The sequence below is a fragment of the Streptosporangium sp. G12 genome (genome assembly GCF_052983175.1).
In genome coordinates, this window is the sequence record NZ_JBRIQO010000022.1 from 170,395 (window position 1) to 190,572 (window position 20,178).

The window sequence follows — 20,178 nt, forward strand, 5'->3', positions numbered from 1 at the left end:
TGATCAGCCGGAGGTGTCCGGTGCCAGGGCGCCGACCAGGTCGGCGGCGTCCAGCAGCTCCACCCGGCTCGCGTCCGCGCTCCACGGGTAGAGCGCGTAGAGCCGGGAGCCCTCGGGCAGGTCCAGGTCCGCGTGGACGAGCACGGCGAGGTCCGTGTCGCCCACCGGCCCCTCCCAGGGCTCGTCGTGGTCGTGTGTCGTCAGCCTGGTGACGAGACCGGCGACGTCCTCGCCGGCCCGGCGCGCGTAACGGGAGACCGAGCCGTCCAGGCGGCGGACCAGCACCTCGCCGGCGCGGGCGGCGGCGTGCCAGCACGCCACCTCCCACAGGGTGACGTGCCCGGCCCGCAGGTAGGAGTCCTCGATCGCGGCGTACATCCTGGCCAGATGCGAGCCGTAGCCCAACGCGTCGTGCCCGTACCCCTCACTGGCCTGGCCGAGATCGATCCAGCGCATCGTGCGCGACCACAGGTCGGTCACCAGAGGAGATCGGATCTTGTCGGAGCCGGTCAGATCGAAACGCTGCTCGACCGCCCGGGGGTCGAACAGGCCCTCCGGCCGGTTCATGAACCCGGCGAAACCGCGTACGAGATCGTCGAACGGCACGTCGTTGTAGCTGAAGACGATCGGTGTCGCGTAGCGCCCGCCGAGGGCCCGCAGCGCGGCGAGGTCGAGGTCGACGAACTCCGAGGCTCCGAGCGGCTCGGGGGCGGAGGTCAGGTCACCGGAGTGTACGGCGGCGGTCCCGTCCAGGCGCAGGTTGGTGTAGTCGCAGTGGCCGACGTACTGCCAGTGCGTGTCGTAGAGGATCACCGACAGGTCGAGGTCGATCCGCTCGTCCGGCGGCTCGGCCCAGTGCAGGAACAGGCGGATCCGATCCCCCTCGGGGAGCGGCTGCACGCTGCCACGCGGGATCCTGACCAGGGAGCCGGAGGCGGACCGCTCGGAGGTGGGCGCGACCAGGTCGGCCAGCCCCTCGTCCAGCAGCACCCGCCCCAGCGGGGGCAGTGCGCCCGCGCGGCGCAGCATCTCGCCGGTCAGCGCCGCGACGACCGGCACGGTCTCACCCTCGGGCAGCTCGGAGCGATCGTCCGGCCGCACCCAGGCGCGCGCGGTGTCGCCGCGCGGAAGGAAGACCCGCGTCCCGCCGACCGGCGTGCGGAGCCTGCCGAGGGCGGCGATCAGCACCCCGGGCGCGACCCGGGGCGCGGCGGCGGTGGTCGCCTCGGCGACGCCCTTCTCCCCGTTGGACAGGAGCTTGAAGAGCCGCCGCACCAGCTCGCCCGGCCTCGCGGCGAGCAGCGGCAGCGCGGGCTCGCCCGCGCGCAGCGCCGCCTCCACCCGGCTCGCGAAGGTCTCCGCGCGCAACCGCCCGCCGTCCACGCGCAGCACGTCGGGATGCCCGGCCGCGTGCTCCAGCATCGCCCGTCCGAACGCGCCGGTGAGCGGGGTGCCGCGCAGCGCCGCGAAGGCCAGCGCCACCGTGGGGTGGCGCCGGTGGAACTCGTGCGGGTGCAGCGTCTCCGCCATGTGCTTCCACGCCTCGGGGTGGCGGTTCAGGTCCTCCACGAGGTGGCGCAGGGGCAGCGAGTCGAGGCGGGCCAGCAGCACGCGGCGTACGGGACGGGGCAGGGAGAGACGGCGCGGCGGCCTGGTGCGCAGGCCCGGGTCGCCGCCCATGAGCGCGTACAGCAGGCGCAGCACGTCGGTCGCCGTGTCCGCGTGCCGGTCGAGCAGGTCGCGCGCGGCGGCGGGGGAGAGGTGGGGCAGTAGCGTCGCCAGGACGGCCGCCCTGGTCTCGCGGACCGGGATGCTCTCCGGCAGCCAGCTCGCCGCCCCCGGCAGGTGGTCGCCGATCAGCACGGTGACGTCCTCGCGGTCGGCCGCCGACAGGGGGGTGCGGCGCTCCAGCAGCGAGACGGCGACCTCCCGGGCGGCCGCGGCGACGTCGTCGCGGAACGAGAGCAGGCCGAGGGAGCGGCGGGTGACGGCCGCTGCGGGCGCTGCGGGCGCTGTGGGCGCGGTCCGGGCCGCGGGGACGTCGGTCGGGCGCAGGAAGGGGTCGTCCGGGTCGATCCTGCGGTGGCAGATCGGGCAGCCCGCGTAGTCGGAGCCGTCCCAGCAGGCGTGGCAGACCAGGTGGGCGCAGGGGGAGACCGCGTGCACGGTGTCCTTTCGCCCGCACAGCGCGCACGGCTGCTCGGGCTCCTGCAGCAGGGCGGTGAACACCCTGCGGACGTAGAGCTCGGCGGTGCCGGCGGGGACGCTCTCGGGAAAGTGACGGAAGAGCGGCACGTGCTCGACGTGGTCGCCCGTCTCCTTCCGCAGCGCGTGCAGGAGCCCGCGGCCCGCCAGGCCGAGGTCGGTGGCCGTCATCCGCCCGAACTCGGCTCTGAGCGCGGCCGACATCAGGAAGCCGTGCTGCAGGAGCTCGGTCTCCAGCACCTGCATGCCGAGCCCGAGGTCGGGCCCGGAGATCCACCGCGAGCCGCGCGGCTTGCGGAAGTAGCGCCTCGGAGGGGTCGCGGCCTCCCCTGGGGGGAGGAGGGCGGGAAGCACGAGCCGGCGCCGCCGCAGCAGGATCTCGGCCGTCCTGTCCATCGTGTGCTCTCCCTGATCGAGCTCCCTGTCGGAAGAATGCGAGGAGGGGCGGAGAGCGGACGCGCTAAAGCCCTTTGCATGAGAAGGAAGCACGTCCAGGAGCCGCCCCTCGGGGGATAACCGTACTGTCCCCCGGGACCCTTTGTCGTCCGGGTTTCCCGCCGCGGGCGCGGCCCCGTCTCCGCCGGCGGGACGTACCTGTCACGGCGGGCGGGCGTCCCCGTCGCCTTCCGCCGTCTTCCGCCGGCTCCGGTCGTCCGGGGTCAGTCCCGGGAGACGTGCTTCAGCTGGAGGTCGTCGAGCAGGGTGCGGGTCGCGGCGGCCACCGCCTCGACGGCCCGCTCGAAGGCCTCGGCGTTGCGCGCCGACGGGGAGCGGAACCCCGACACCTTGCGGACGTACTGAAGCGCGGCGGCTCGCACGTCGTCGTCGGTCACGTCGCTGGCGTAGGGCTCACGAAGGGTCTTGATACTCCGGCACATGACAGGACGGTACTCCGTCTCGCGGCTTTTCCGATCCGCCCGATCCGATCGGTCTCGCCGGAACCACCCGGCGGGGCACGTCCTGCCCTGCCGGAACCGCCCGGATCACGACGGATCATGCCGGATCGCGCCGGAAACGTCCGATCCGGCCGCCGGATCGCGCCGCAACCACCGGGTCCGGCCCCCGGTCACGCCGGGGCCAGGCGCCGCCCGCCGGGGCGCGCCGGCGGTCAGCCGTCGCGCTCGCACTGGATCGCGTCGGCGGCCAGGATGGCGCCGAGAAGCCCCGGGAAGAGCGTGTCGAGGTCACGCCGGCGCAGCGCGTTCATCTTGGCCGTGCCCCGGTAGGCCTGGTTGATCACGCCCGCCTCGCGCAGCACCCGGAAGTGGTGGGTGGTGGTCGACTTGGTGACCGCCAGCTCGATCGCCGAGCAGGGGGCCTCCTCGTCCTCCTCCAGCTGCCACAGGAAGCGCACGATCTGAAGGCGCATCGGGTCGGACAGGGCGTGCAGCACGCCCTCCAGACGGATCTCCCCGCACGCGGGGTGCTCCAGAGCCCTGGCGGACGCGGTCGACACGGTGGGTCCCTTCTGTGGGTCGACTCGATTGTACGAAGGTAATCGTAGTTTGACATCTTTCGTAGTACGTAGACTATCGTATTAGATGTGAAGCCGGGGCGCCGTCCCCGAGATCCCTCCCGAGAAGGAGTACGGCCGTGAGCGCCCTGTTCGAGCCCCTGACGTTGAGGTCCGTCACCATCCCCAACCGGGTCTGGATGGCTCCGATGTGCCAGTACTCCGCGGCGGTCGAGGGACCGGAGCAGGGAGTGCCGACCGACTGGCACCTGTCCCACCTGGCCGCCCGCGCGGTGGGCGGCGCCGGACTCATCCTGACCGAGGCCACCGCGGTGGCGCCGGAGGGACGCATCAGCCCGGCCGACCTCGGGATCTGGAACGACCGCCAGCGGGAGGCGTTCACCCGCGTCACCCGCTTCCTGCTGGAGCACGGCGCCGTGCCCGGCATCCAGCTCGCGCACGCGGGGCGCAAGGCCTCCACCCGCCGCACCTGGCAGGGCGGCGCGCCCACCGGCCCCGGCGAGCACGGCTGGCAGCCGGTCGGGCCGAGCCCGATCCCCTTCAGCGACGTCCACCCCACTCCCACGGAGCTGGGCGCCGGCGACATCGACCGGATCGTGGACGACTTCGCCGCCGCGGCGCGGCGGGCGCTGGAAGCCGGCTTCCAGGTGGCCGAGATCCACGGCGCGCACGGCTACCTGATCGCCGAGTTCCTGTCGCCCTTCAGCAACCACCGCACCGACGCGTACGGCGGCTCGTACGAGAACCGCACCCGCTTCGCGCTCCGGGTCGTCGACGCGGTCCGCGCGGTCTGGCCGGACGAGCTTCCCCTCTTCTTCCGCATCTCGGCCACCGACTGGCTGGCGGAGGACCCCGCCGACGACCGCGAGGGCTGGAGCGCGGACGACACCGTCCGCTTCGCCAAGGACCTGCTCGCCCACGGGGTCGACCTGCTCGACGCCTCGACCGGAGGCAACGTCGCCAGGGCGCGCATCCCCGCGGGGCCCGGCTACCAGGTGCCGTACGCGGCCAGGGTGAAGGCCGAGACCGACCTGCCGGTGGGCGCGGTCGGTGAGATCACCCGGCCCCGGCAGGCCGAGGAGATCATCGCCTCGGGCCAGGCCGACGCCGTCCTGCTGGGCCGCGAGCTGCTCCGCAACCCCTACTGGCCGAACCTCGCCGCCCGTGAGCTCGGCTCCGCCGGAGCCCGCTGGCCCGACCAGTACCACCGCGCGGTCTGACCCGGTTCCGGCCGCCACCCGCGCGCGTTCCCGCCGCCGGGCGGGGAGGTGACCCGTCCGGATGAGGCGACGCGCGCGGGTGGGGCGGAAGGCGGCGAACCGGTCCGCCAGGGGGGACGCGGGCCGGTCCGCCTGTCAGGGGGAGCGGCGTTGGGCGGACCGGCCCGCCAGGGGGCGAACCCCCGGGGGTCGAGCGGGCCGGTCCGTGATCATGGGGTGGCGCGGCGCAGGGCCACCGCGTCCCGGCGGACCGCGGCGGGAGCCTGGCCGTCGATGAGCAGGCGGCGCATCAGGGTCGCCACCTCGCCCATGGTCCCCGGGCCGAAGCCGCGGCGGGTCACCTCCTGGGTGCCGATCCGCAGGCCCCGTGCGGGCTCACCGGGAGGTTGCCCGGGAAGGTGGACGCCGCTGAGATAGACGCCGCCCTCGGCCAGCAGCCGGGCGGCCTCGTCCCCGCCGCCGAACGCGGCGGCGTCCACCGCCACGTGGTGCGAGACGGTCCAGCCCCGGTGGGCGGCGGCCACGGTGAAACCCTCGCCGTCCAGCGCCGCGGCCAGCGCCCCGGCGTTGGCGACGCAGCGGTCGGCGTACCCGGAACCTCCCGCGGCGTGCTCGGCGGCGGCCAGGGCCAGCGGTGCCAGCCGTGAGGCGTCGTAGTTGGCGGTCAGGCCGGGATAGGCGGCCGCCGCCACCTGGCGGGCGAGATCCTCGTCACGGGTCACGACGGCCGCCCCCGGCGGGCCGCCGAAGGACGTGTAGGTGGACATGGTCACCAGGTGCGCGCCCTCGTCCAGCGGCCGCTGGAACCGGCCGCCCGCGATCAGCCCGGCCACGTGCGAGGCGTCGTAGACCAGCAGGGCCCCCACCTCGTCGCACGCCGCCCGCACTCCCGCGACGTCGTACGGGAAGAGCATCAGGCTCGCGCCGATCACCACCAGCGCGGGCCGGTGCTCGCGCAGGAACGCCGGCAGGGCCGCGTGGTCGACGTCGAGCCGCCCGGCGTCGTAGGGCAGGCCGGCCACCCGCAGGCCCCGGATCCCGGCGGCGCCCTGGGCATGGTGACTCGCGTGGCCCCCGGCGGTCTCCGGCAGCACCGCGATCGTGTCGCCGGGGCGGGCGAACGCGCTGTAGCAGGCGAGGTTGGCCAGGGTGGCGCTCTGCAGCCGCACCTCGGCGAACTCGCCGCCCATCAGCGCCGCGACCTGGAGCGGGGCGAGCACCTCCAGCACGTCCAGCTCGTCCAGGCCGGTCTGGTGCTTGTCCCCGGGCCAGCCCATAGACGGGCGGCAGCCCAGGGAGATCTCGTGCGCGGCCCTCGCGCGCGCGCTCATCGTGTTGGTGCCCGCGTACAGGACCACGCCGTCCTCGTCGAGGCGGCCGCGGTGCTCGGCCAGCACCGCTTCGACCAGCCGGGTGACCGCGTCGAGTCCCAGCCCGTCCACCTCGGCCTCGAGCTCGGCCAGGCGCAGCTGTGCCCGCGGGGGCGCCCACGGGGCGACGCGGCTGCGCTCCTCCATGAGGCTCCTTTCACCGGGCGATCGGACGGCTCTCACGAGACGGACTCCCCGCCTCTCGCGAGGCGGACTCCCCGAAATGAACAAGTGCGACGCTACGGCTCGCGCCAGATCGAGTCATCGTTCCGACGCCGGAGATACTTCCTACATATGTAGGATCGGACCGTGATAGCGGACGATGTCCAGGACCTGCTGGAATCACTGGCCATGGCGGTGGGCAGGGGCATGTCCGTGGACGACCTGGAGGGCCGCGTCGTCGCGCACAGCGCCCACCACGGGGAGGTCGATCAGGTCAGGGCCCAGGCCATCCTCTCGCGGTCCGTTCCCGCGGAGGTGAGCGCCTGGCAGGAGGCGCACGGGGTGGCCGCGACCCGCGATCCGGTGCGGATCCCGAAAAATCCTGATCTGGGGATGGCGGCCCGGCTCTGCGTGCCCCTGCTCCACCAGGACCGCCGCGTCGGCTACCTCTGGATCATCGAGGGACATGGCCCGCTGAACCCGCAGGAGCGGGACAGGGCCGTACGCGACGCCGCCGCGATCGCCGCCCTGCTCGACGACGGCGGCAGCTCCCACACCCTGAGCCAGCTGCTCATCGGCGAGATCGGCGTGCGGCGTGCGGCGGGTGTGCTCGGCGAGGGGCCGCTGCGCGTCCTGGCGCTGCGCGGCGACCCGGACGGCCTGCGCGAGGCGGTCGGCGCCGAGCTCGCCAGGGTGCGCCGCCCGCCGGCCTTCACGATCCTGGACCGCCACGCCGTGCTGCTGCTGAACCGCGGCGAGGACGCGACGGCGCTGGGAGAGCGGCTGGCCGCCAGGATCCGGGTGGGAGTCGGGGTCAGCGCGTCGCACCCGGGGCTGGAGTCGGTCGTACGGGCGCACGAGGAGGCGCTCACCGCGGCCAGGGCCGCCGCGGCGGAACGCACGCTGCGGCCGGTCGCCCACTGGCCGGACCTGGGCGTCTACCGGCTGCTCGCCGAGCCGCTCACCGGCAGGCCGGGTTCGGCGGGCGGCCCGCTCGACACGCTGCGCGAGCACCCGGCGCTCCTCGTCACCCTGGAGACCTATCTCGACAGCGGGGGAGACGCGCAGGAGACCGCCAGACAGCTGCACCTGCACCGCACCAGCCTCTATTACCGCCTCGCCAGAATCGAGCAGCTGGCCGGCCGCAACCTCAAGAACGGAACCCACAGGTTAGAACTCCATCTCGCGCTGAAGCTCTGTCGCTGGAACGCGGTGTAACGGCCGGGTAATCAGGGCACAGCTCTCCGGTGCCGCAGTTGATCAGCGAGATCATGACCGTCATCGTCGTACTCGTGCTCATCCCGCTGTCGTTGATCCTTGTGTCCGTGGTCTTCCTGGTGGCGCTGGCCGCTTTGGCTCTGGGGACCTCGCGGGAGCAGGATGGGAGAACGACATCCCGGAGGTAGACGGTGCGGCAACTCAGTGCGGTGGACACGCAGTTCCTGAATTTCGAGACCTCGACGAACGTCGCGAACATCGGGGGACTCGCGATCCTGTCCGGTGGGCTGTCGCGCGGCGACCTGGTGTCGCTGCTGGCCCACCGCCTCCACCTGGCCGCGCCCTTCCGGATGAGGCTCGCCTTCGTCCCGCTCGGCCTTGACCATCCGTACTGGACCGAGGACTCCAGGCTCGACCTCGACTACCACGTGCGCGAGATCGCGCTGCCCAGGCCGGGCAGTGACAAGCAACTGGGCGAGCAGGTGGCCAGGCTGCACGCCCGCCGCCTGGACCGGCGCCGCCCGCTCTGGGAGATGTATCTGATCCACGGCCTCCGCGGCGACCGTACGGCCCTCTACATGAAGGTCCACCACTCCGCGGTCGACGGCGTCACCGGCGCCGACGTGCTGGCCAGCCTGCTGGACACCTCACCCGAGCCCGTCGAGGTCCGGCTGGCACCCGCGGCCGAGCCCGAGGAGGAGATCGACACCGGGGAGATGGTCGTCAGGGGGCTGGCCAAGGCCGTCGTCAACCCGGCCAACACGGTACGGTTCCTGATCAACGCCGTCCCGCACCTCGACGAGATCCCGCTGATCTCCCAGGTGCCCGGGGCGGGGCTGGTCTCGCGGCTCACCAGGGACCTGGCCACCTACCTGTCCGGATCCGGGGCCGCCGAGGTGCCCGCCATGCCCCGAATGACCGTTCCCCGGACTCCCTTCAGCGGCAGGATCAGCGCGCACCGGCGGTTCGCCTACACCACCCTGCCGCTGGAGGACGTCAAGCTGGTCAAGAACGCCTTCGGCGTCACGGTGAACGACGTGGTGATGTCCCTGTGCGCCGGGGCGCTGCGCCAGTGGCTGCTCAAGCACGACGCGCTGCCCGAGCAGCCCCTCGTCGCGGGGGTGCCGTTCTCGCTCCGCGTCCCCGGCGACCAGAGCACGGGCAACCAGGTCAGCATCATGATCACCACTCTGGCGACGCAGATCGCCGACCCGGTGGAACGGCTGATGGCGGTACGGGACGCCATGCGCCTGATCAAGGACCGCTCGTCGCTCGCCCCGGCGCGCTGGCTCCAGCAGCTCAGCGACATGATGCCCTCCGCGCTGACCGGTCTGGCCTCCCGCGCGGCCTTCAACCTGTTCGCCGGCAGCGCGGGCCCGATCAACGTGGTGATCTCCAACGTGCCCGGCCCGCAGCTCCCCCTCTACGTGAGCGGCGCCAGGCTGCTCTCGTACCACCCCGTCTCCGTCGTGACCGACGCCAGCGGCGGCATCAACATCACGGTCTTCTCCTACGACGGCTCACTTGACGTCGGCGTGATCGCCTGCAGGGAGATGGTCCCCGACGTGTGGACCGTCACCGACTATCTCAGGGACGCCCTCCTGGAGCTCAAGTTCCTCGTTGAGGAGCAGTGACAGCCCGGGGGCGTCCTCGACGAAGCGCAGGGTCTTCTCCAGGCAGACGATCGAGCCCCGCTCCTGCCGCTTGACGAACCGGATGTCGTCGGCCAGGGCCTGCATGATCAGCAGTCCCCGGCCGTGCTCGGAGGTGGGGGCGGGGGAGGCGGTCTCCGAGAAGTCGAAGCCGTTGCCGGCGTCCACCACCTTGATCACGCAGCGGTCCCTGGTCAGCTCGGTGCTGACCATGTAGTCGTCACTGGGGGTGGCGTGCTGGATGACGTTGGAACACGCCTCCGAGAGCATGAGCTGGATGTCCTCGCGAATCTGCGGCACCACGCCCAGGGCCTGGAGCGAGGAGTCGAGAAGTTGCCTGATCACGGGAACACTCGCGGCGTCACGCGGCAGACGCAACGCGATCGTGGCCTCCACAGTCCCCTCCTTTCGCAGCGATGTGTAGAAGCTTTGCCCTGGGCGACCCTTCCTAATCGGGGATGGGTGATCGTGTCCCTGGAATACGGCAACGCATGGCAAAGTGCTGCATACGTGACAGGTAATCGGATGTGCGGAGGATTCGTTCCGGGCGCGGAACGTCCGCCGGGCGGGGGTCGCAGACCCCCGCCCGGCTTGGATGATCGATGACGCTAGCCCGAGAAGGCGTCCGTCGCGGCCTGGCAGAAGGCCTTGAGGTCGTCGGGCTTGCGGCTGGTGATCAGGGTGTTCGGGCCCGCGGAGCAGATCACGACCTCGTGGTCCTCCCAGGTCGCCCCGGCGTTGCGCAGGTCGGTCCGCAGGCTCGGCCAGGACGTGACCTTCCGGCCGCGCACGACGTCCGCCTCGATCAGGGTCCAGGGCGCGTGGCAGATGGCCGCGACCGGCTTGCCCGCGTCGAAGAACCCCTTCGCGAAGCCGACGGCCTCCGGCACGGTCCGCAGGAAGTCGGGGTTGGCGACGCCGCCCGGCAGCACCAGCCCGTCGAAGTCGGCGGCGGAGACCTCCTCGACCGTCGCGTCCACCGGGAAGATGTCGGCCCTGTCGAGGTGGTTGAACCCCTGGACCTGACCCTGCTCGGTGGAGATGAGCCTGGGGGTTCCTCCCGCCTGCTTGACGGCCTGCCAGGGCTCGGTGAGTTCGACCTGCTCGATGCCCTCCGGGGCCACGAGGAACGCGATCGTCTTGCCGTTCAGCATGTCGTCTCCTCCGTTGACGTGCGGTGATGTCATCAAAGGGATGCCATGCCCGAAGAGTCGGGATCCATGCCGGAACCGTCGGTACCGGGACGGACCTTGCGCCGGCGGAGGCCGGAGGCGATGAGCCGGGTGACGAGCTCGCGCGAGGACACGGCCTCGGCGCCCAGCGCGACGGCCCGCTCGTAGACGGTCTCGGGAACGTCGTAGTGGTCGCGGTCGAACGCCCGGCGCGGTACGCCGAGCAGCTCCGCGAAGGCGTGCAGCTCCCCGGTCGAGCTGTCGCTGACCAGGTGTGACCACAGCAGGTCGCGCGGACCCGGCCAGTTGGGCGGGTCGATGAGCACGCTCACCGCCGGGCGAGGTCGAGCGCGACCTCCAGGGCGGCGGCCTGGCGCTCCTCGTCGGTGATCGACTCGTCCCTGAGCATGAACAGCGAGGCGTGCAGCGCGAACAGGGCCATCGAGTGCCTCAGCTGGGTGGACAGGGGATCCTCCGGGTCGACGAGGAAGGCGAGCAGCTCGAACATCCGCTCGCGGGTCTTCTCCATCGTCGGGTGGTTCTTGAGCGAGGTCTGGTTGCGCTCGAAGAACCGCATGACCTCGCGGTGCCTGCCCCGGTACAGGTCGTGGGAGTAGCGGCGGATCAGCTCCTCGCGCGTCTCGTCGGTACGCGGCTGGGAACGGGCCCAGGTGACCAGCTCCTCGATCGCCCTCACCCGGTCCTCCGCCAGGCTGGCGATGATGTCGTCCTTGGTCTTGAAATGGTAGTAAAGCGCCGCTTTGGTCACGCCGAGGGCCTCCGCGATCTCGCGGAGCGAGGTGGCCTCGTAACCCTGCTCGGTGAAGAGCTTCAGGGCGATCTCCTGGATGCGCGTCCGTGTGTCGGCGTGTTCCCTCATGGTTCCCTTACCGAGAAATCAACTTGACGGCCGGCAAGTAAGCGGCTTACATTCCAGCATAGCCGATGCTAGCCGGTCGGCAAGTAAGGAAGATCCACAACGATCTCCAAAGGATTTCAAACAGGGGGCGAAGAAGTGAAGGAGACCGCGGCCGCGCCGGCGCGGCGTCGCGAGGTCATGGTGGTGCTGCCGGGCCTGATGCTCGCGATGGTCCTGGCCATGCTCGACAACATGATCGTCAGCACCGCGCTGCCCCGCATCGTCGGTGAGTTCGGCGGGCTGACACACCTGTCCTGGGTGGTGACCGCCTACGTGCTCGGCACCACCGTCTCGACCCCCATCTGGGGCAAGATCGGTGACCTGTACGGCAGGAAGAGCATCTTCCTCGCCTCCATCGTCATCTTCATGATCGGCTCCGCGCTCTGCGGCATGGCCGGATCCGAGATGCTCGGCGGGCCGTCCGACGGCATGGCGCAGCTCATCGCCTTCCGCGCGCTCCAGGGCCTGGGGGCCGGGGGCCTCATGGTCAACGCGATGGCGATCATCGGTGACCTCGTCCCGCCCCGCGAGCGCGGCCAGTACCAGGGCATCATGGCCGCCGTGATGTCGCTCGCCATGATCGCGGGCCCGCTCGTCGGCGGGTTCATCACCGACCACCTCGACTGGCGCTGGGCCTTCTACGTGAACCTGCCCGTCGGGTTCGTTGCCCTGGCCCTGCTGGTGGTCAAGCTGCAGCTGCCCAAGCTCCGCACCGAGCACCGCATCGACTGGCTGGGCGCGGCCCTGCTCTCGGTCGGCATCACCGCGCTGGTCCTCATCACCACCTGGGGCGGCAACGAGTACGCGTGGGGGTCGTGGCAGATCCTCGGCCTGGCGGGGCTCGCCGTCGTCACGCTGGTGCTGTTCGTCCTGGTGGAGCGCCGCGTCGCCGAGCCCATCCTGCCGCTCAACGTCTTCCGTGACCGCAACTTCAGCCTGATCTCGGGCGTGGGCTTCCTGCTCGGCTTCGCCATGTTCGGCGCGATCAACTTCCTTCCGCTGTTCCAGCAGACCGTCCAGGGGGCGAGTGCCACCAACTCCGGCCTGCTGCTGCTCCCGATGATGGGCGCCGCCATGGTGGTCTCGCTCTTCGTCGGCCGCGCCATCACCCGGACCGGCAAGTACAAGATCTATCCGATCGTCGGCGGCGCGGGCATGGCGCTCGCCATGTGGCTGCTCTCCCTGATGGACGTCCACACCCCCGCCTGGCAGACCGGCGTGTTCATCGCGGTGCTCGGCCTCGGCATGGGCTTCCTGATGCAGACCACCATGCTGATCGCCCAGAACAGCGTCGAGCAGAAGGATCTCGGCGTCGCCAGCAGCGCCTCGACCTTCTTCCGTTCCATCGGCGGATCGTTCGGCGTCTCGCTGTTCGGCGCGGTCTTCAACAACCAGCTCACCTCGAGCCTGGAGAGCAAGCTGGGCGCCGCGGGCGAGCGGCTCGCCTCGGGGGGCGCCCAGTTCAACCCGGCCGCGCTGCACGAGATGCCCGCCAACGTGCGGGTCGGCTTCCTGGAGTCGCTGGCCGAGTCCGTCTCCAGCGTCTTCTGGTGGGCGATCCTGTTCGCCGTCCTGGTGCCGCTGCTGGCGGCCTTCATCAAGGAGATCCCGCTGCGCGGCGGGCCCGAGGCGTCCGAGGAGGCCCAGACCCCGGTCCCGGCGCTCGACTGACCGGCCGACCGGTGCGAGGCCCAGACCCCGGTGCCCGGCCGACCGGCTCGCCGAGGCCTGGGGGCCGGCCGGCCCCAGGCCCCAAGTCCCGGCCCAGCGATCCCCAAGCCGCCCCCGCCACGATGGGGGCATGAAGACAACCACCCCCGCCGCCGGGTACGTCACCCGGCGGCCGCTGGCCGGCGACGCCCGCGAGATCCACGAGCTGATCTCGCTCTGCGACACCCAGGTGATCGGCAAGGCCGACATGACCCTGGACGACGTCGCCGACCAGCTGAACGACTCCTCCTTCGACGCGGAGTCCGACGGCTGGCTCGTCCACGACGAGACCGGGCGGCTGGTGGCGTGGGCCTGGGCCTGCCGCAAGGGCGGCGGCGACAACGTCGACGTGGACGTCGTCGTGCACCCCGCCACGCCGGACCTGACCGGCCCGCTCTGGGACACCGTGACCGAGCGGGCCAGGCAGATCACCGCCGAACTCGGTCACGACCGGGCCGTGGTGGACATCGGCCTCTACCGCGAGGACAGCGGCAAGCGCGCCGTCGCCGCCGCCCGCGGCTTCTCCGCCGCCACCAGCTTCATCCGGCTCCGCGCCGACCACGAGGGGACGGTGCCCCGGCCCGAGCTCCCGGCCGGGACGACGGTGCACCACGGGCTCACCGAGGAGGTACGCCGCCAGGGCCACGCCGTGGAGCAGGCCGGTTTCGCCGAGCACTTCGGGTTCACCCCGAAGGACTACGACGAGTGGTACGGCGAGCTGGACTCCTCGGTCAGCACCGACTGGGCCCAGCTGACGGTCGCTCGCCTCGACGGCGAGCCCGTGGCGATGCTGCTGGGGACCAACGCCTTCCTCGGCGACGAGAACTGCGGCTACGTGCGCCGGCTGGCCGTACTCCCCGCCTTCAGGGGCCGGGGCCTGGGCCGGCTCATGCTGCGCGGGGCGTTCGCCGACGACGCACGCCGCGGGCGGGCCGGCACCTATCTCCACGTCGACGCCAACAACAGCACGCCCGCCCTCGACCTCTACCTCTCGGTGGGCATGCGCCAGGTGCTGGCCATCGACGTCTGGCGGCGCACGATCTGACCGCGCGGAGAGCGGTCATCCGTCCGGGGTCACCCGGTGCTTGGAGAGATGGGCCAGCACCGCCTGGTTGGCCTCCCAGCCGTCGGGGAACTTCACCGGCACGCCGAGCTGGACCGGCTCGGACGACGGGTGGGCGTCCAGGAGTTCGGGAATGCCCGCCCTGGCCACCACGACGCAGGCGTGGCGGTGCCGGGAGGTGAGCACGCACAATCGCCCCGACTCCAGATGGAACGCGGTGGCGTCGCGGCGCCCGGAGAGCGGGTGGAGCACGATCGTCACGTCGTACTCCCTGCCCTGCAGGCGGTTGGCGGTGTCCACCGTGATCTCCGGCGGCACTCCGGCGGCCCTGATCGCGGCGACCTGGTCGCGGTGCGCGGCGCCGATGGCGATCCGGTCGGCCGTGACGGGATGGCTGCCGCGCTCGGAGTGCGCGACCGGGCCCCGCTGGAGCAGCCGCGTGGCCAGGAGCGCGGTCGCCGCCACGGCCTCCGCGTCGGTGCGCACCGTGTGGCGGCTCGGCAGCTCGTACAGCGCCCAGCCCGACACCGCCGCCTCCTCCAGCGCCCGGTCGTGGGAGGTGCGCATGCCGTTCACGGTGAACTCCAGCGACCGGTCGTCGGGGCCCGTCCCGGCGCGGAAGCCGGTGAACGGGTAGAACGCCTCGGAGACCACCGGCGCCGCCGACGCCGGCAGCCGCCAGGAGACCGGCAGCCGGTGCACCGGCAGGTCGGGATTGTGCCGCAGCAGCACCGAGACCGCGCTCTGCACCGGGTCCCACGACAGGCCCGCCCAGCGGTCGCCGTCCACGATCGAGAACGGGTCGAGCTGGCCGGGGTCGCCCACGAACAGCGCCCGCTCGAACAGCGAGGCGATGCGCAGCAGCTTGTCCGAGCGCATCTGGTACGCCTCGTCGACGATGGCCCACGGCCAGGTGCGGTCGCCGATCCAGGCCCACTTGTCGGCGGTGGCGATCACCACGGCCGGGTCTCCCAGGTCGGGCAGCTTGCCCGCGACCGAGACGTTGGGGTGGGCGAGGATGCGGGCGGGCGTGATGTAGCCGCTCGCCGACAGGCGGCCGATCGGCAGGTCGGGGTGCCCGGCCGCGAGCCGCTCCACCAGGTCGTCGACCTGCTCGTTGGTCTGGGCGACGATCATCAGCGGCTCGCCGGTCTCCGCGATGTGCCCGGCGGCCTTCACCACCAGCGTGGACTTGCCCGCGCCCGGCGGCGAGTCCACGACCACGCCGCGGTGGCGGGGCAGGTCGGCGAGCACGGCCTCCACCACGGCCGCCGCCTCCTGCTGCGGGGTCATGCCGCACCCCCGTCGCGGCCCGCCCCGCGAGGAGCGCGCGCGACCGGACGGGACACCGCCCGGCGACGCGGGGTCCGGTGAACGCTCACAACCATTCCTCCTGCGCGTCGTCGTCACTGGGTTCGTACTCCTGCGGGGGCCCGCCGTGGGTCCACGGCGTCTGCTCCGGGTCGGGCAGCGCCGCCGACGACTGGAAGTCGTCGGTCAGCGAGGTGTACGAGACCCGCTCGCCCGGCTCGGGCACCGAGCCGGGGGCCGGTGTCCTGCCCCGCCCCATCCCCTTGGTGACCTTGAGGGTGATCTCCCCGTCCGCGATCTCGACGATCTCGGCGGCGTGGCCGCGCCGGTCGGGGCTGCCGACCGTGGTGCCGGGAGCGAGCCGCACCGGGTCGCCGGTCCGCACCGTGATCAGGGGGCGGAGCTTGCGCGAGCGGCCCTCGCCCTCGCTGTGCTCGGGGTCGGCGGACGTCACCGTCCCGGCGAAGGCCTCGCCGCTCAGCCGGTACTCGGCCATGAGCAGCGGGTCGTCGTGGGCCCGCTGCACGTCGTAGCTCGCCCGCGCCCGCTCCAGGCCCGCCAGTCGCGCGGCGGCGCCGACCGCCCCGTCCCTGCGCGCCTGCGGCGGCCCGCCCTCGGCGATCCGCTCGACGAACCGGGTGAACGACCCGCGGTCGATCTCCCAGCGGTCCTTCACCCGTGACCCCTCGGGCAGGGAGCGCAGCAGGTCCACGCTCCGCCACATCAGCCGCCAGGTGGGGTCGAGCTGGGTGCGCAGCGCCTGGGCGATCCGGTCGACGGCGCGATCGGTCGGCGCCTCCTCGTAGGCGCGTATCGCGGGGCCGAGCACCTCGTTGTCGAAGCCGGGGTCGGTGGCGGGACCGGCCGGAGGCCAGAGCAGCGGGTCCTCGGCCTCCTCGGCCGCCCGGCGTCCGGACATTCCCGGCGGCGGATCGATCCACCCCAGCAGCGCCGCCAGGTTGGCGTCCTCCAGCCCGCTCTGCCCGGTCGCCCAGTGCAGGCTCAGCGCCTCGGTGGCCGCGAGCAGCACCGAGGAGCCCGGCTGCCGCGACCGGTCGCCGAAGTAGGTCAGCCACCGGCCGAGCAGCGGTACCGAAGGATGCACCGGGTAGGGGCCGTCGGCCCGGCGGAACCGGGTGGACCGGCCAAGCAGCCCGGCGAACGAGGCCGCCGGCCGGTTCGGCACCAGGATCTGCGGCGCGTCCAGGCATCGCTCGTACGGCTCGCCGCCTCTTCGCTCGACCGTCTCGGTGCTCTTCTCGAACCCCTCGATGTACGGCAGCAGCACCTCGGCCAGCCCGGCGGCGAAGGCGAACCGCAGGTCCCGGTTGCGGGGCTGGGGAACGATGAGCAGCCGGGGGTGACCCGGGTCGGTGCCCACCATGGCGGCCAGCGGCGCGGCGGCCTCGCCCGCGAGCTTGAGCGGGATGAGCACCATCGGCTGGGCGGAGATGTGGCAGTGCCGGACCGTGGTGATCCGCTGCGCGACGCCGTCCCTGACGGCCCGCAGCTGCGCCAGCGCCGTCAGCGTGCTCACCTGCCGCCCCCCGTCCGCCTCGGGGACCCGGCCGGGCCCGTTGCGCCGGTCTCCGCCGCGGTGACGTCTCGTGCGGCCGTTTCGCGGGTATCCGCCGTGGTGACGTCCCGTGCGGCCGATGCGCCCGTCCTCACCGCAGCGACTCCTCGCGCAGCCGGTTCGCCAGCCGGAGCAGGCGGGCGATCTCCTCCTGTCCCTCGGCCGGTTCGCGGGTGCCCTCGGCCAGGCCGAGCGCCTCGTCCATGCCGGAGACGCCGCCCAGCTGGTCGCGTACCTGGCGCCCGAGCAGGTCGGTGGACCCGCAGGCGCGGGCCTCGTGACGGCAGAACATGCACAGGTCGCAGGTGGACAGGCAGTCGGGCGCGTAGCGGGCGGGCACCTGGAGCAGCGCCTGGGCCAGCTCCTCCGCCGAGCGGGTCGGCACGCCGTCCTCGCCGGGGGCCAGATCGAAGGTCAGGTCGCCGGGCAGGCCCTCCAGCAGATGCTCGACCCTGGTCATCCGGGTGAGCTGGCGGGTGAGCACCGAGAGATGCTTGCGCACGTCGACCAGTGCCGCCGTCGGGCGGTTGGCGAAGTTCTCCGGGCAGACGAGGACCACGTCGTGGGAGACACGCTGCGGGTCGTGGCCGAGGTCGGCCATGAGCGTGCGCAGCGCCAGGACGTAGACCGCGGCCTGCCGCGTCGCCGCCGCGACCTTGTCCGGCTCGGCCTGGCCGTCGATCATGCCGAACGACTTGATCTCGACGATGTGGAAGCGTCCCCCGATCTGGAAGGCCACCACGTCCGGCTCCAGGTAGGAGGTGTGCCCGGCGATCTGCAGGCTGAACAGCGGATGGTCGTAGAACACCGCGGTCCCGTCGTCCTCGCGCGCCGCGCGGTCGATCAGCGCCCGGGTGTGCGAGTGGCGCAGGTGGGAGCCGACGCTCTCCACGTCCTGGTAGCCGACCTGGGCGACGGCCAGGCCGAGCAGCTCGCGCAGCAGCCGCAGCAGCTCGGCGCAGCCGTTCTCCTTCACCAGCGCCTCGAACACGTTGCCACGGCTGATCGCGAACTGGGACTGGCCGAACGGCGCGGGGAAGCCGACGTGCCGGGCCGTGAGGTCCTTGTCGACACCGGCGGCGTCCATCAACGCCCGGCGCGCGCAGCCGGGGTTGGCGGCGAGCGCCGCGATGGCCCGCGCGTCGTGCGGGCGGGACGGCATCGGCCCGCGCAGCTCGTCAAGCCTGTTCGGGAAGGACCTCTCCCTGAGCTTGTTCATGAGCCGGTCTCCCCGTCCAGCCTGGTCTTCAACAGGCCCCCCTCAAGGTGTTCATCGCGGTGGCGCCGAACAGGCGCTCCACGTCCGGTAGTTGCCTCGTCGCCCGTGCCGCCACCTCGGCCCGCTGCGCGGAGTCGGCGGCCAGGTGCACCTCCAGCTCGGCCCGCGCCGCGCGGATCGCGGTCGCCGGGTCGGCCGGGGCGAATCCCTCGACGGCCCCCGGGATGTTCTGCGCCATCCGTGACAGCAGCCGCACCGCACCCGGGGGCGGCTCCGCCAGCCGGGTCAGCTGCTCGGCGACGCGCACGGCCGAGGTGAGGAAGTCGACGCGCGGGCTCAGCGGTCCCAGCACCCGCAGCTCGGGCGGCCACGTGCTGTCGGCGAGCAGCCCCCGGGCGGGGGAGAGGCGGTCGGTCAGCGCGGCGCACAGGTAGTACGGCCTGGCGTAGGGGTCGCCGCGGAACGAGCGCTCCTCGTCGCGCCGCAGGCTGGTCAGCTGGGAGCCGCGCAGCTCGCGGGAGAAGAAGGCGTCGTTCACCGCCACGATCAGCTTGGCCGGCGTCGGCACGCCCAGCATGGTCAGTGCCTGGTGGACCTGCTCCCTGATGGGCAGCAGCGAGGTCTCGGGTTCGTGTGGCGGCGTCGGGGCCGCCGGGATGTCGGAGGCTATCGCCGCGTCCCACGCCTGCTCGGCCCTGCGTAAATCCCCGCGCAGCGACCGGGCGAGCGAGTTCTCCCTCGCCTTGACCGCCCGTCGCACCTCGGCGCGGAGGTCGGCTATTCGCCGTTCCAGCGCGTCCAGTGAATCACTCACGGCCCGGAGCGTAACAGGAGTTCCATCAGCCTCCCCTGAATTCCAGCGAATTCCAGCATTAAAGGGCAAGTCATTGAATGGCAATAACGGGCGAAAGGTGCATTGAAGGTGAAAATCGCCTAGGCGAAGCCGGGGTGGCCGAAGAGCGGCGGGCCGTCCGGCTGTTCGTCCAGCTCCCTGGCGAGGCTCCTCAGGTGGTAGCCCGGCCTCTCGGCGCCGTAACGGTCGCCCGCCACCCGCTCGCCGCCGCCGACGTTCGGCCGCGCGCCCTCGACCATCCGGCGAATGACCGCCTCGCGTTCCGCCGGGCGGGCCCGCTCGCCGTCGAGTCCCGTGCCGGTCATCGCATCTCACCCCTAAAAATCTTAACCAGGTTAAGATGTTGACCAAGTTGCGCTTCTGTTAGGTTGAAACGCGTGACAGGACTTCGGGAACGCAAGAGACAGCAGGTCCACGAGGCGATCTCGGCGGCGGCGATCACGCTCTTCCTGGAGCGCGGCTTCGACGAGGTGTCGGTCGCCGAGGTGGCGGCGTCGGCGGGGGTCTCCAAACCGACCCTGTTCAAGTACTTCCCGACCAAGGAGGACCTCGTCCTGCACCGCATCTCCGACCACCAGGGGGAGGCCGCCCGGGTCGTCCGCGAGCGCGGGGCGGGCGAGAGGCCGCTGGCGGCGCTGCACCGGCACTTCCTGGCCGGGCTCGACCGGCGCGATCCCGTGACGGGGCTCAACGACCACCCCGAGGTGCTCGGCTACCACCGGATGGTCTTCTCCACGCCCGGCCTGGCTGCCCGGGTGCTTCACTACACGGCCCTCGACGAGGAGGCTCTCGCCGCCGCGCTCGCCGAGGACACCGACGAGCTCACCGCGCTGCTCGTCGCCGGCCAGGTCCTCGCCGCGCAGCGGGTGCTGGCCCGGCGCAACTGGCTGACCCTGGCCGGGGGGGCGACGGCCGAGGGGATCCACCCGTCGGCCGTCGCCGCCGCCGACCACGCGTTCGCCCTGCTCCCCGAACTCCCCTGAACACGCGGCACCGGGCCGGAGCAGGGCGGGCAAGGGAGCGGGGCAGGGCCGGGACCAGGGCCAGGGGCGGG

20 protein-coding genes are annotated in these 20,178 nt (G+C 72.3%); 7 read left to right on the top strand and 13 right to left on the bottom strand.

Features of this window, described 5'->3' with window-relative positions:
- Window positions 1-3 precede the first annotated feature (3 nt).
- The 3 genes from ACVCAG_RS31485 to ACVCAG_RS31495 all read right to left on the bottom strand — a co-directional run bounded on the left by ACVCAG_RS31485 (window position 4) and on the right by ACVCAG_RS31495 (window position 3,661).
- On the bottom strand, window positions 4-2,601 hold the full coding sequence (locus ACVCAG_RS31485; RefSeq protein WP_447190974.1) for an MXAN_6230/SCO0854 family RING domain-containing protein: 2,598 nt from the start codon (window positions 2,599-2,601) through the stop codon (window positions 4-6).
- Window positions 2,602-2,864: 263 nt separating this feature from the next.
- Window positions 2,865-3,083, bottom strand: coding sequence for a DUF2277 domain-containing protein (locus ACVCAG_RS31490; protein ID WP_447190975.1), 219 nt, complete (start codon window positions 3,081-3,083; stop codon window positions 2,865-2,867).
- Window positions 3,084-3,313: 230 nt separating this feature from the next.
- On the bottom strand, window positions 3,314-3,661 hold the full coding sequence (locus tag ACVCAG_RS31495) for a helix-turn-helix domain-containing protein (RefSeq protein ID WP_440087563.1): 348 nt from the start codon (window positions 3,659-3,661) through the stop codon (window positions 3,314-3,316).
- Between the two features lie 137 nt (window positions 3,662-3,798).
- Here ACVCAG_RS31495 and ACVCAG_RS31500 point away from each other — a divergent pair, with 137 nt between their 5' ends.
- Window positions 3,799-4,899, top strand: coding sequence for an NADH:flavin oxidoreductase/NADH oxidase (locus tag ACVCAG_RS31500; RefSeq protein ID WP_362849349.1), 1,101 nt, complete (start codon window positions 3,799-3,801; stop codon window positions 4,897-4,899).
- 209 nt (window positions 4,900-5,108) lie between these two features.
- Here ACVCAG_RS31500 and ACVCAG_RS31505 read toward each other — a convergent pair whose 3' ends face one another.
- A complete protein-coding gene (locus ACVCAG_RS31505; RefSeq protein ID WP_440087564.1) occupies window positions 5,109-6,416 on the bottom strand; it encodes a serine hydroxymethyltransferase in 1,308 nt (435 codons plus the stop codon).
- A gap of 162 nt (window positions 6,417-6,578) precedes the next feature.
- On the opposite strand from ACVCAG_RS31505, the gene ACVCAG_RS31510 reads away from it, so the two are divergent.
- The 3 genes from ACVCAG_RS31510 to ACVCAG_RS31520 are packed head-to-tail and all read left to right on the top strand — an operon-like array spanning window position 6,579 to window position 9,283.
- Window positions 6,579-7,649, top strand: coding sequence for a helix-turn-helix domain-containing protein (locus tag ACVCAG_RS31510; protein WP_440087565.1), 1,071 nt, complete (start codon window positions 6,579-6,581; stop codon window positions 7,647-7,649).
- Between the two features lie 29 nt (window positions 7,650-7,678).
- Window positions 7,679-7,837 (top strand): hypothetical protein, encoded by a 159-nt coding sequence (locus ACVCAG_RS31515; RefSeq protein WP_440087566.1) that lies wholly within the window; start codon window positions 7,679-7,681, stop codon window positions 7,835-7,837.
- 3 nt (window positions 7,838-7,840) lie between these two features.
- Window positions 7,841-9,283: a wax ester/triacylglycerol synthase family O-acyltransferase gene (locus ACVCAG_RS31520; protein ID WP_440087567.1), complete on the top strand. Its 1,443-nt coding sequence runs from the start codon at window positions 7,841-7,843 to the stop codon at window positions 9,281-9,283.
- Here the strand turns inward: ACVCAG_RS31520 and ACVCAG_RS31525 are convergent.
- The 4 genes from ACVCAG_RS31525 to ACVCAG_RS31540 form a co-directional block, all read right to left on the bottom strand.
- On the bottom strand, window positions 9,170-9,697 hold the full coding sequence (locus tag ACVCAG_RS31525) for an ATP-binding protein (RefSeq protein WP_440087568.1): 528 nt from the start codon (window positions 9,695-9,697) through the stop codon (window positions 9,170-9,172). The two genes, ACVCAG_RS31520 and ACVCAG_RS31525, sit on opposite strands and share 114 nt — an antisense overlap.
- Before the next feature lie 212 nt (window positions 9,698-9,909).
- Window positions 9,910-10,455 carry a type 1 glutamine amidotransferase domain-containing protein gene (locus tag ACVCAG_RS31530; protein ID WP_447190976.1) on the bottom strand — a complete coding sequence of 182 codons (546 nt, stop codon included), beginning with the start codon at window positions 10,453-10,455 and terminating at the stop codon, window positions 9,910-9,912.
- A 32-nt stretch (window positions 10,456-10,487) separates the two neighbouring features.
- Complete coding sequence (locus ACVCAG_RS31535; RefSeq protein ID WP_440087570.1) at window positions 10,488-10,805, bottom strand: DUF4031 domain-containing protein; 318 nt, start codon at window positions 10,803-10,805, stop codon at window positions 10,488-10,490.
- On the bottom strand, window positions 10,802-11,353 hold the full coding sequence (locus ACVCAG_RS31540; protein WP_440087572.1) for a TetR family transcriptional regulator: 552 nt from the start codon (window positions 11,351-11,353) through the stop codon (window positions 10,802-10,804). The genes ACVCAG_RS31535 and ACVCAG_RS31540 overlap by 4 nt, the downstream gene beginning before the upstream one ends.
- Before the next feature lie 135 nt (window positions 11,354-11,488).
- Here ACVCAG_RS31540 and ACVCAG_RS31545 point away from each other — a divergent pair, with 135 nt between their 5' ends.
- Both ACVCAG_RS31545 and ACVCAG_RS31550 read left to right on the top strand, forming a co-directional pair.
- The gene (locus tag ACVCAG_RS31545; RefSeq protein ID WP_447190977.1) at window positions 11,489-13,063 is read left to right on the top strand and encodes an MDR family MFS transporter; all 1,575 of its coding nucleotides are present in this window, start codon (window positions 11,489-11,491) and stop codon (window positions 13,061-13,063) included.
- A 130-nt stretch (window positions 13,064-13,193) separates the two neighbouring features.
- A complete protein-coding gene (locus ACVCAG_RS31550) occupies window positions 13,194-14,147 on the top strand; it encodes a GNAT family N-acetyltransferase (protein ID WP_440087576.1) in 954 nt (317 codons plus the stop codon).
- A gap of 15 nt (window positions 14,148-14,162) precedes the next feature.
- Here ACVCAG_RS31550 and ACVCAG_RS31555 read toward each other — a convergent pair whose 3' ends face one another.
- The 5 genes from ACVCAG_RS31555 to ACVCAG_RS31575 all read right to left on the bottom strand — a co-directional run bounded on the left by ACVCAG_RS31555 (window position 14,163) and on the right by ACVCAG_RS31575 (window position 19,429).
- Window positions 14,163-15,458: an AAA family ATPase gene (locus ACVCAG_RS31555; RefSeq protein WP_440087578.1), complete on the bottom strand. Its 1,296-nt coding sequence runs from the start codon at window positions 15,456-15,458 to the stop codon at window positions 14,163-14,165.
- A gap of 85 nt (window positions 15,459-15,543) precedes the next feature.
- Complete coding sequence (locus ACVCAG_RS31560) at window positions 15,544-17,013, bottom strand: hypothetical protein (RefSeq protein WP_440087580.1); 1,470 nt, start codon at window positions 17,011-17,013, stop codon at window positions 15,544-15,546.
- Between the two features lie 130 nt (window positions 17,014-17,143).
- Complete coding sequence (locus ACVCAG_RS31565) at window positions 17,144-18,271, bottom strand: hypothetical protein (protein ID WP_440087581.1); 1,128 nt, start codon at window positions 18,269-18,271, stop codon at window positions 17,144-17,146.
- 28 nt (window positions 18,272-18,299) lie between these two features.
- Window positions 18,300-19,085 (bottom strand): hypothetical protein, encoded by a 786-nt coding sequence (locus ACVCAG_RS31570; RefSeq protein ID WP_440087582.1) that lies wholly within the window; start codon window positions 19,083-19,085, stop codon window positions 18,300-18,302.
- Window positions 19,086-19,204: 119 nt separating this feature from the next.
- A complete protein-coding gene (locus tag ACVCAG_RS31575; protein ID WP_440087583.1) occupies window positions 19,205-19,429 on the bottom strand; it encodes a hypothetical protein in 225 nt (74 codons plus the stop codon).
- A gap of 72 nt (window positions 19,430-19,501) precedes the next feature.
- Between ACVCAG_RS31575 and ACVCAG_RS31580 the strand changes: the two genes are divergently transcribed.
- Window positions 19,502-20,107, top strand: a complete 606-nt coding sequence (locus ACVCAG_RS31580; protein WP_447190978.1) for a TetR/AcrR family transcriptional regulator — start codon at window positions 19,502-19,504, stop codon at window positions 20,105-20,107.
- The last annotated feature ends 71 nt before the right edge of the window (window positions 20,108-20,178 follow it).

Coding starts and splice junctions, on each gene's coding strand:
- ACVCAG_RS31505 (WP_440087564.1), bottom strand. CDS start 6,416: ATGGAGGAGCGCAGCCGCGTCGCCCCGTGGGCGCCCCCGCGGGCACAG.
- ACVCAG_RS31575 (WP_440087583.1), bottom strand. CDS start 19,429: ATGACCGGCACGGGACTCGACGGCGAGCGGGCCCGCCCGGCGGAACGC.
- ACVCAG_RS31490 (WP_447190975.1), bottom strand. CDS start 3,083: ATGTGCCGGAGTATCAAGACCCTTCGTGAGCCCTACGCCAGCGACGTG.
- ACVCAG_RS31550 (WP_440087576.1), top strand. CDS start 13,194: ATGAAGACAACCACCCCCGCCGCCGGGTACGTCACCCGGCGGCCGCTG.
- ACVCAG_RS31555 (WP_440087578.1), bottom strand. CDS start 15,458: ATGACCCCGCAGCAGGAGGCGGCGGCCGTGGTGGAGGCCGTGCTCGCC.
- ACVCAG_RS31565 (WP_440087581.1), bottom strand. CDS start 18,271: ATGAACAAGCTCAGGGAGAGGTCCTTCCCGAACAGGCTTGACGAGCTG.
- ACVCAG_RS31485 (WP_447190974.1), bottom strand. CDS start 2,601: ATGGACAGGACGGCCGAGATCCTGCTGCGGCGGCGCCGGCTCGTGCTT.
- ACVCAG_RS31530 (WP_447190976.1), bottom strand. CDS start 10,455: ATGCTGAACGGCAAGACGATCGCGTTCCTCGTGGCCCCGGAGGGCATC.
- ACVCAG_RS31540 (WP_440087572.1), bottom strand. CDS start 11,353: ATGAGGGAACACGCCGACACACGGACGCGCATCCAGGAGATCGCCCTG.